Origin of the sequence: Paenibacillus antri (genome assembly GCF_005765165.1) — a bacterium.
Lineage (GTDB): Bacteria > Bacillota > Bacilli > Paenibacillales > YIM-B00363 > Paenibacillus_AE > Paenibacillus_AE antri.
The window spans coordinates 146,665-157,097 of sequence record NZ_VCIW01000021.1 but is presented as its reverse complement, the minus strand read 5'-3'; the positions used below and the strand labels follow the sequence as shown (position 1 = coordinate 157,097).

Annotated in this window: 9 protein-coding genes; 1 reads left to right on the top strand and 8 read right to left on the bottom strand. The window is 59.7% G+C overall.

All coding sequences use genetic code 11. The annotated features are described in order from the left end of the window. Nucleotides 1–134: 134 nt before the first annotated feature. A complete protein-coding gene (locus FE782_RS25675) occupies nt 135–512 on the bottom strand; it encodes a hypothetical protein (RefSeq protein ID WP_138197221.1) in 378 nt (125 codons plus the stop codon). Between the two features lie 179 nt (nt 513–691). Here FE782_RS25675 and FE782_RS25670 point away from each other — a divergent pair, with 179 nt between their 5' ends. Continuing rightward, on the top strand, nt 692–1,141 hold the full coding sequence (locus tag FE782_RS25670; RefSeq protein WP_138197220.1) for a MarR family winged helix-turn-helix transcriptional regulator: 450 nt from the start codon (nt 692–694) through the stop codon (nt 1,139–1,141). A 105-nt stretch (nt 1,142–1,246) separates the two neighbouring features. Here the strand turns inward: FE782_RS25670 and FE782_RS25665 are convergent, their stop codons facing one another. The 7 genes from FE782_RS25665 to FE782_RS25635 all read right to left on the bottom strand — a co-directional run bounded on the left by FE782_RS25665 (nt 1,247) and on the right by FE782_RS25635 (nt 10,189). Continuing rightward, nucleotides 1,247–2,323: an alpha/beta hydrolase family protein gene (locus tag FE782_RS25665; RefSeq protein WP_138197219.1), complete on the bottom strand. Its 1,077-nt coding sequence runs from the start codon at nt 2,321–2,323 to the stop codon at nt 1,247–1,249. A gap of 34 nt (nt 2,324–2,357) precedes the next feature. Beyond that, nucleotides 2,358–4,037: an alpha-L-rhamnosidase-related protein gene (locus FE782_RS25660; RefSeq protein ID WP_138197218.1), complete on the bottom strand. Its 1,680-nt coding sequence runs from the start codon at nt 4,035–4,037 to the stop codon at nt 2,358–2,360. Nucleotides 4,038–4,080: 43 nt separating this feature from the next. Next, on the bottom strand, nt 4,081–4,962 hold the full coding sequence (locus FE782_RS25655; protein WP_138197217.1) for a carbohydrate ABC transporter permease: 882 nt from the start codon (nt 4,960–4,962) through the stop codon (nt 4,081–4,083). Between the two features lie 13 nt (nt 4,963–4,975). Next, the gene (locus FE782_RS25650; RefSeq protein ID WP_138197216.1) at nt 4,976–5,872 is read right to left on the bottom strand and encodes an ABC transporter permease; all 897 of its coding nucleotides are present in this window, start codon (nt 5,870–5,872) and stop codon (nt 4,976–4,978) included. A gap of 87 nt (nt 5,873–5,959) precedes the next feature. Continuing rightward, entirely contained in the window at nt 5,960–7,633 is a 1,674-nt protein-coding gene (locus FE782_RS25645; protein WP_138197215.1) for a type 2 periplasmic-binding domain-containing protein, read from the bottom strand. A gap of 92 nt (nt 7,634–7,725) precedes the next feature. After that, entirely contained in the window at nt 7,726–8,511 is a 786-nt protein-coding gene (locus FE782_RS25640; RefSeq protein WP_138197214.1) for a response regulator transcription factor, read from the bottom strand. Between the two features lie 4 nt (nt 8,512–8,515). Continuing rightward, nucleotides 8,516–10,189: a sensor histidine kinase gene (locus tag FE782_RS25635; protein ID WP_158299550.1), complete on the bottom strand. Its 1,674-nt coding sequence runs from the start codon at nt 10,187–10,189 to the stop codon at nt 8,516–8,518. Nucleotides 10,190–10,433 lie beyond the last annotated feature (244 nt).

Below are 10,433 nucleotides of genomic sequence, written 5' to 3'. Positions count from 1 at the left end.
GTCAGCCCCGCATCCTCGTGTAGTCTGATTAAAACACAAATGACCCGTAAGAGGGTCACTTTTTTCAAAGTGTCCATCTTACGGGTCACAGTTCAATTTTGAGGGAGCGGCCTTTCTCGTTTGCGGCCCGCGGCTCAGTGCACGCTGTCGCGGTAACCTTCCTGCATCTCGCGCACGACGTCGTATTCGTCGCCGAGGAAGTCGTCGCTCGCGCCGCTCATGTAGCGCTCGGAGAAATCCTCCGTCACCGCGTGCGCCGGGATGGAAACGTCGTCCGGATCGAAGTCGATCCGCTCCGGCCGCTCGGCGCCGCGCTCGAGCAGGTGGCCGCCGAACTCGTGCGCGATTTCGAGCGCGGATTGAACGTCGTTGTTTTCGATATGAATGTCGAGCTCGGGGCCGCAGTCGTCGGATGCAAGCTCCGGCCGGTACCCAAGCTCCTGCAGCGTCTCGAACGCCTCGTACGCCGCTTCATGATTGCGGAATTGCAGCCGGATCGTCGGCTCGCGCATAGGGTGATTCCATCCTTTCGAACGGGGAGTTTGCGATACCATTCAGTATGTCCCGGTTCGAAGCGTTTCACCATGAAAATTTACCGATTCTTCCCGGTTCTCCCCCGATTCCCATTTGACGCGGCGCCGTTCGTTACCTATGATGGTATGTAAACGGTTCATCCGGAGGAGGATTGTGCATGGACGAGATGGATCAACAGTTCGAGCGGTCGCTCCGGTTGTTCCGCGTGCTCAATCGCGCGTTCCGCAGCGTCTCCGAGCACTCTACTCGAGATATTAAGACGTACGGCTTGAATCCTACGGAATTCGCCGTATTGGAGCTGCTGTATCATAAAGGTCCGATTCCGCTCCAACAGATCGGCTCCCGGCTGCTGATCTTGAGCGGCGGCGTCACGTATACGGTCGATAAGTTGGAAAAGGCGGGCTATGTCCGGAGGCGCAACTGCGCCGAGGACCGCCGCGTCACGTACGCGGAGGTGACCGAAGAGGGAAATCGGCTCATGGAGTCGATCTTCCCGAAGCATGCCTCGGCGCTGCACCGCGCGGTATCCGGCTTGTCCGAGGACGAGAAGCTTCAGGCGATCGAACTGCTGAAGAAGCTCGGCATCGAGGCCGACCGGCTGCTGTAGGCGGTTCGAAGCGGGCGAAGTCCCCGCTTCCGGTCAGCGCAAAACCCTTGACGCGAAGACGGCTCCTCGGCCGCTTCGAATCAAGGGTTTTCTTGTCTTGCACGGTCAGAACGGCAGCCAACGGTCGACGAACGCGGTCGTCTTCTCCCCGTTCCATTCGTGGCCGCCGTCAAACACGTGATGGACGAGCCGGTCTTTCGCTTCGCACGCCGCGTAAGCGCCGCGCGCGATGTCCGTCTGCGGGAAGACGTTCGCCATGCCGTCGTTCCCGTTAAGCGGATCGCGGACGCCCGTCTCGATCAAGAGCGGACGCGGCGCGATCAGCGCGCCGATGTCGCCCATGTCTACATACTTCCATAGGTTCGGCACGAAGTTGCATCCGCAGTTGTGCGATAACACGAGAAGAGAATCGTGGAAACCATAGAAGTAGCCGCTGACGACGGCGCAGGACACTCTGTCGTCCATCGCCGCGAGCCACAACGTCTGCATGCCGCCGCCCGACATGCCGCCGCAGCCGACCCGGCCGGCGTCGCAGTCGCCGCGCGTCTCGATGTAGTCGAGCAGCCGCATCAGGTCCCACGTCATCATCCCCGCGAGCGTATAGCCGAGACTGATCGCCATTTGGCTGATGGGCGTGCACGTATTGCCCAGGAAGTCCGGCTCGCTGTCCGATTGCTTCATCCACTCCCGCCGCTCGCCCGCCCCTCTCGCATCCGGGCAAAACACGACGTACCCTTGGCGCGCGAGCTCGACGGCGAACGGCGGCTTGCCGTTCAGCTTGTCGCGGATGAACGGAATTTCCTCTACGCCGGCCGTGTAATATTTGCCCGCCAGATGTCCGTGCGGGTTCACGAACGCCGGACGGCGTTCGCCGGGCCGCAGCCCCTCCGGCAGGAGAAGAAAGAACGGCATCCACACGCCCTGCTCGGTCTGAATGATCCACTTCTCCCGCCGGTACCCGTCCAGCGTCTCGGACTCCAGCCGTCGCGGCTCCAACGGACAAGACTCGAACCGATCCAGCGCCAACACCTCCCGCAGCCGCGCCTTGACGTCGGCGCGCCACGCTTCCAGCTCGCGTAACGTCCCGCCGTTCCAGCCCATCCGCCGGGCTTCCTTCCGGAACAGCGTCGACATACGGTCGGTGACGGGGTAGTACGTTCGGATCGGATATTGCGTCGTCATAACGGAGAACCGCTCCTCTCGATCGGGAAGTCGTCTATCGGATGATCGTCACGCCTTCCGGCGCTTCTACGGACGTCGCGACGGAGCCGTCCTCGCGCCTCTCGTGCCGAATGCGCACGATGCCGTGCGGGGTCGGGTACGTCCCCTCCGCCCAGTCCAGGTCGCCCAAGTCCGGCGCGACGCGAATCGTGCGGCAGCCCGGTTCTTCGACGCGTACGCCTAAGACATATTCCGCAAGCCATGCCGTCGGGCCGGACGCCCACCCGTGGCAGAAGCTGTGGCGGTAGCCCTGATAGCAATAGCCGCCGTACGTCCCGTGGACGTCGACCTTCCCTTCGGGCGTCACTTCGTCGATGCGCGCCGCATGGTCGAGCCAGTCGATGTCGAAGTCTTCCCAGAACGTCGTCGCGCCGAGCGACAGCATGCCGCCCCAGTATTCCCGGATGCTCTGCAGCGCGCCCGTCACGTCCCCGGCGGCGCCTCGCGCCTTCAGAATGTAATACCCATAGAAGGTCGAGTACCCTTTCGGCGCTTGCGGCGCGATGACCGTCTCGTTCGCCAGGGCCGGATCCATTAGCCCTGTCAGCGCGAGCAGCGCGGCCGCCTGCTTGCTGCCGTTGTGCGGGGGAACGAACCCCCGCAGCTTCGTCTCGTACGCATCGCACAGCCGGGCCGTCTCCTCTTCGCCGAGCAGCCGGCACAGCTTCGCGCCGATCTCGAACGCCCAGACGAACAACGCGTGTACGCCGGCTTTAACGCCCACGGGATTCGAGGACGACGGCCAATCGAGGAACGGGAACGGAATGTCGATCGAACCGTCCTCCCCGACGACCTCCGTCAGCTGGCGCAGCAACCCGGTCAAATAGGCCCGCTGCTCCGCAAGATACGCGAAGTCGCCGTTCTGCATATACCAATCGTGATGAATGAGCAGCCACCAGATCGAATACGTCGGCATCGTCATCCACTGCGGCAGCGGATACCGGTCGCGCTTGAAATCGAGGCTCCTCGGCACAATGTCGTGATCGCCGAACACGGCTTGAATCGTCGACGTCTCCGGGTGCATGTCGCCGGTCCAGACGAGCCGGTCCCGTTTGATGCCGTCCCAGAGGTAGTCCTGCATATTCAGATGGACGGTGTACGCGCCTGTCGTCCAAATTTCGTTCAACAGCGGGTCGCTGCACCGGAAGTTGCCCTTGTATTCGAGCTCCCGATACAGAAACACCGCGCGAACGCTGCGCAGCTCGAGGTACCGGTTCTCGTCTACAAGATCGATTCGCACGAAGCGGAAGCCGCTGTTGCCGAACTCCGTCGCCCCGAGGTACGGAACCTCGATCACCGCGTCCCGCATCGCGTGCGCGTTCGTCGCGTTGCGCTCCCCGCCGATGTCGCTCATCGCCTCCATGACGGATTCGCCGAACCGCACGCGAAGTTTCGCGACCCGCTCCGGGTGGTCGCCTTGCCAGACGCAAATTTGCACGCCGCCGTGCAGCTCGACGCCGAAGTCGAGCACAATGCCGGCGGGGGAGCCTTGATTTCGCAGGATGAACGGATGGACCGCGGACAGCGACGACTGTCCGTCCAATCCGGCCAGCAGCACGTCTTCGTTTTCCAATGCGCCGGGCTCTTCCGACTTCCAGACGATGCGGGTCGGGTCGACATACGCCCGAGTTCTCGGGTCTTTCTCCCAACGAATCGTTTCGAACGCTTGATGCATCGGTATCCCTCGTTTCGAGAATCGGCATCGTCGTCGGCGCAGGTCAGCCTTTCACCGCGCCTAACACGATCCCTTTCGTAAAATATTTTTGCAAGAACGGGTATAGGAACAAAATCGGAATCATCGCGAGGAAAATTTGCGCCGCCTTCAGCGTGACGCCGTTGACCGTCGCCGAATCGTTCGCTTGTTCGATCGTCGCGACGTCGCGGTCCTGAATGACGGTGTACAAGTACGTCTGCAGCGGATACTTCCCGTTGTCGTTCATGTAGATGAGCCCGTCGTACCAAGCGTTCCAATGCATGACGAAGCTGAATAAAACGATCGTCGCGATGACGGGCTTCGACAGCGGCAAAATCAGCGTCCGCCAGCACACCCAATACGACGCGCCGTCCATGAACGCCGCTTCTTCGATTTCGCGCGGGAGCATCTTCATAAAATTCATGACTAAGATGACGTTGAAAATCGGCACCGCCGACGGCAGCACGAGCGCCCACATCGAATCGATGAGGCCCAGCGACTTAATAAGCAAGTAGTTGGGCACGAGGCCGGCGTTGAACAGCATGACGAACACGAGCAGCCACATGTACAGGTTACGCCCGGGGAACTCCCGCCGCGTCTTCGACAGCGGATAGCCCATCAGCAGCGTCAGCGCCGTATTGAGCGCGACGCCGATCGCCACGCGCACGGCGGAGACGCCGAACGCGTCCAGGAACGGCGCCCTAGAGAACAACGAGGCGTAAGACGATACCGTAAACTCGACCGGCCATAATACGACGGCGTTCGCCGCGGCCGGCCCCGCCCCGCTGAACGATACGGCGACGATGTGCAGCACCGGGAACAGACAGAGCGCCGCGGCGATCGCGAGGAACGCGTGATTGGCGATTTGGAAAGCGATACCGCCTGCGGAGCGCGTCGTCGTAGGCATGACCGTCACCTCCTTAGAAGATCGTGTAGTCGGAATATTTTCTCGCAAGCAGGTAGCTGGTCACGATCAGGATGAAGCCGACGACGGACTTGAGCAGACCGATCGCCGTGCCCAAGCTGTAGTTCGCGTCGACGATGGCCAGACGGTACACGTACGTGTCGATAATGTCGGCCGTCGACCAGACGAGCGGATTGTACATATTGAACACTTGGTCGAATCCCGCATCCAAGATGCCGCCCAGACTGAGCGTCAGGACGAGCAAGATGATCGGTCCGAGACTCGGAAGCGTGATATGCAGCACTTGTTTGAACCGGTTCGCGCCGTCGATCACCGCCGATTCGTACAGCGACTCGTCGATGCCCGTAATCGCGGCCAAGTAGATGATCGTAGAGTACCCGAAGTTTTTCCACACGTCGGTAGCGACCAACATGCGTATGAAGTGCCCCGGATCGCCCATGAAGAAGATCGGCTTCGCGCCGAACCACCCGAGCGCTTGATTCACGATGCCCGTCTGGGAAAACAAGTCGATGAAGATGCCCGACAAAATAACCCACGACAGGAAATGCGGCAGGTAGATCATCGTCTGCACGGTTCGCTTGAAGGCCGCTTTGCGCACTTCGTTCAGCAGCACGGCGACCAAGATCGGTACCGGGAAGTTAAATACGATCTTAAGGAACGCGATTTTCAGCGTGTTCCAAAACACCTGCAGCGAATCGGGCAAATACATCATGTACTCGAACGTCTCGAGACCGACCCATTCCGACCCGAAGATGCCCCGGGACGGGATGAAGTCCTTGAACGCGAGCACGATGCCCGGCAGCGGCAAATACATGAACACCAATACCAACGCGACGCCCGGCAGCATCATGCCGTGCAGCTGCCACGTCTTTCCCAGCTTTGCGCCTCTCATGTTCGTCGATTCACCTGCTTTCTTCTTTCGAACGGGGAAGAGGAGGGGGCGAACGTCGAGTCGTCGTCGCCCCGGAACGCCCGCGCGTTACTCGTTATCGTAAGCCTTCATCTCATCGGCGATTTTGCTGCCGCCGAGCTTGTTGTACGTCGCGACGAATTCGTCGAACGACTCGATCTCGCGCGCCCCCATAATGAAGGCGATGTACGCCTCGAGCTTTTCTTTGTTGAGAATCGACTCCGTCTTGGTTAGCGTATCGGTCGGCGGTCCGCTGTAGTCGGAGTAGCGCACTTGATCGTATTCCGTCTTCATGTACCCTTCCAGATACGTCTTCTTCCAGCCCCAGCCGTCGATGCCCTCTTGGAACATGCGCAGGTAGTCGGCCCGCTTCGCGGCCGGCCCTTCCTTGTCGCCGGAGTCGAACGCTTCTTTGAACACCGGGCCCCAGTTGATGTTTCCGGCGATTTGCAGCGGCATCCAGTTGTTCAAGCCTTTGTTCGCGTATTTCGGATCGCTCGCCACTTTCTCGTACGTCTGCTGGAACGTAGTCGGGCCGTCCTCCACGAGCCACGGCGCGCCGTACCCGTCGGAGATGTAGTTCATCATCGTGACGAGCGCTTCCGGATGCTCGAACCCTTCCTTCACGTATACCCAGCCGTAGGCGTTATGCGGCACGCCCGGGACGTAAGGACCTTTCCCTTCCGCGGCGGGAACGGAGAACGCTTCCCATTCCGCCGACGGGTTGTTTTTCTTCGAGTCGATCAAAGGCCAGAGCGGGGAGAAAAACTGCCCGAAGTAAATGCCGATCTGGTTCGAGGCGATCAATTCGTTCGCCTTCGCCGCATCCTTGATCGCGAACTCCCGGTCGATGCCCCCCATCGCGTACAGCTTCGCCAACCGCTCGAAGACCGGCTTCGCGTTCGGATCGGTCGAGCCGCTGAAATAATTGCCCTGCGCGTCCTTGATCCACATGTTCGCGTTCGTGTTATTCGTGTCCGGGTAGACGCCGAACGCGTTCAAGATAAAGTTTACGCCGTTCAAGTCTTTGTTGAGGTATAAACCGAGCGTATCGTTCTTCCCGTTGCCGTCCGGATCGTCGGTCGTGAACTTCTCCGCCATGTCGAACACTTGCTCCATCGTCGTCGGCTCGGGCAGCCCCAGCTTTTCCCGCCAGTCCTTGCGCACCCACAGTACCGGCGTGTAGTCGTAAATCGTCGTCGGCGCCGGCAGCGCGTAAATTTTCCCGTCGCGCATCGCCGGTTCGAACAACTTCTTGCCGTTCTGCTCGAGCACTTCGCGCAAATTGTCGGAGGCGTATTTCTCGTACACATCCGTCAGATCCTCCGCCATGTCGCCGCGGATGAGCTGATTCAGCTTCGACTGATTCACGATCGCGAAGTCTGGAATGTCCCGGCTCGTGATGGCAAGCTGAAGCTTCTCTTCCCGCGAGCTCGGCGTCGTCACGATTTTCGCTTTGACGTCGATGCCCATCTCGTCCAAGAACAGCTGATGCATCGGATTGTTCTCCGGATCCTCGCCTTCCGGGAACGCGTTCGACTCGTCGATGGCGTAGAGCGTCGACATCGCGATCGGCGGATCGAATTTCTTATACGGATCCGGCGGAGCCGAAGCCGCTGGCGCGGCCGGTTCGGTGCTTCCTTGCTGCGCGGTTTCCTCTTGCGTCGCGGTCGGATCGGCGCAAGCCGAGAGGACCGTGCCGAGAAGAACGACGCTTAAACTTCCTGCTGCCCACTTGTTCAACGTAACCCCTCCTCGTTCTCTGTTCCTCTCTCATTATAGAAAGCGCTTGCATTCCCCGAGTAGAACAATGTATTTACTTTCGGACAAAATCTTTACCGATCTTGCTCGACGCCGATTTGCATGCGATATTCGTGCGGCGACACCCCGAACGACTTGCGGTACACCTTCGCGAAATAATTCGGATTGCGGTACCCGACCCGCACCGCTACTTCGTACACCTTGAGCCGCGCATCCGCGAGCAGCGACTTCGCGGCTTCCATCTTCCTCCGCTCGATGTATTGACTGAGCTGCTCCCCCGCCTGCTGATGGAAGATGCGCGACAAGTACGAAGGATTGACGTAAAATCTCCCCGCCAGCGTCTCGAGCGACAAATCCCGATCGAGATTCGCCGCGATGAACGCCTGAAGTCCCTGGAGGAACGCATCGTCCGTAGCCCGTTTCGGGAGGGCCGGCTTCTCCCGCTCCGGCTTCGTCGCATCCCGGACGGCGGTCGGCCGCATCTCCTCGTCGTGCGCGGCGATCGCCCGCTCGACCGCCGCGACGACGTCTTCGTCGTCCGCGGGCTTCAGCAAATAATCGAACGCTTGGCCTCGCAGCGCGCGCTTGGCGTATTCGAAATCGGCGTACCCGGTCAGGAAAATGACGATTGCATGCCGCCACGTCTCGCGCATGCGTTCGAGCAGTTCGAGCCCGCTCATGCCGGGCATGCGAATGTCGGAGATGACGATGTCGACGGGCTCGACTTGGCAGCGCTCCAACGCTTGCGACGCCGAATACGCGGTCTCGATACGCTCGAGCGGGAGCCCCGCTCTTCGAAACAGGTCGGCCAATCCTTCGGCGATGTTCGCCTCATCGTCTACGATCAATAAGTGGTACATACGATTATGCTCCTCTCCTTGCTGCGACTTTCGGGAAGACGAACGAGACGAGAGTGCCCGCCCCGTCCGTGCGGGGACCGATCGACAGCATGCCGTCTTCCCCGAACCGATAGCGAAGCCGCCATTCAATATTCCATAAGCCGAAATGTTCCGTCTCATTCTCCGTCTGTCGGAGCAGCTCGCGAATGCGGTGCAGCTGCGCCTCGTCGATGCCCGGACCGTCGTCCGACACCTCCGCTCGAATCGCCTCGCCCTCCTCGACGATCCGCACCTCGATCCGCGTCGCTCCTTCCCGCTGCTCCAACCCATGGATTAACGCATTCTCGACCAGCGGCTGCAGCACGAGCCCCGGCACCAAGTACGCGCTCGCGTCCACGCGGCAATCGATGTCGAAACTCAGACGGTCCGAAAACCGGATCTTCTGAATTTCGAGATACGTCGTCGTGTATTTGAGCTCGTCGGAGAGCGGCACGTCCTTGTCATTCGAATACGTGACGAAACGGAAGTAATCGCCAAGGAATTTGCACAGTTTCGCGACGTTGTCGGTTTGGCCGGACTTCGCCATCCGGTACCCGTTGTAGAAGCAGTTGTATAGGAAATGCGGATTGATTTGCGACTGCAGGCTGCGCAGCTGCGCGCGTTGGAATTGAATTTTCCGCTCGAGCCCTTCCTGGATCAACGTCTGCAGCTGCTCCGCCATCCGGTTGAACTGCTTATACACGTAACCGAACTCGTCGTTCTTCCGAAGCGCGAGCCGCCCGCCGTACTTCCCGCGCTCGACCTCTTTCATGGACCTGACGATGAGCGCAAGCGGCGCTTGAATTTGCTGATTAATGAACAGCGAAAACAGCACAATGACGAAGACGGCGAAGCAGGTCAGCGCCCAAAACCACGTCCGCAGCGAATGAAACGGCCCGAGCACCTCCGCCTTCGAAGCGTAAAAGCCGATCCTGAACAGCCTGTCCTTCGACTCGGTCTCCTGCACGACGAGGTCGTCCATGGCGCCGGGGTCGCGACCGATCCGCTCGATCGTCGCCTGTTCGTCCGCGGTCAGCTTCCGGGGGGACAGCACCGCGTCTTGCAGTCGGTCCTTGATGAATACGTGATACTCCGCGTTCCCTTGATGCGATCGCAGCGACTCGACGATATGCGCCTGGGAAATTTCCACGCCCAAGACGAAGTCGCCGTTGTCGCTGAAATACACGAGCTTGTCCTCGTGCAGAAAGCGGTTCGTCTCGCTGTCCTGCATTTTCCGCGAGTAGGCGCGTTCCTTTTCCTGAATATGCTTAAACCCGTTCATCACGCTTACGACCTCGTTCGACTGCGGCAGCAGCATAAAGACGTCCACGATATACTCGCTGGAAAACTGCAAAATTTTCAGTTTGCTCGTGAGGCGGTCGAACGTAATGACGTTCGGATACGAAAATTCGTCGCTCCGCTGCAAGGCGTATTCCATTAAGTCCGTGTCCATGCTGACGGAGACGAGCATCTGATTTACGTTGGAGAGCTCCTCCTCGAGGAAGCTGGCGAAGAAATACAACTTCTCCTCCATCGACTGATTCGTCTCCTCCAGAACGACCTTTGCGCCGTACCAACTCGTCGCGAGGGCGATCGCCTCCATCGGGACGGCGACCAACAAGAAGCCGACCAGCAGCTTCACGAACACTTGATGTTTCATGCCCCGCCCCCCTTTTCGGCGCCAGGTCCGATTTTCCGTAAGCGCTTTCCCAATTGACAGCATCGCACCCTCCCCCGATTCATGCCCATGCGTCATTATATTTCGTATAACTATAATTACTGGATTATGGGTTGTAAAGAAAAACCATGGTTCACGCCGCCAACGCCCGACGACAACCTACACGTCTTCTCACTCGCTCCCCGCTTCAGGTTCCTTTCGTTCCGCACGCTGACCCTTGTTCCCA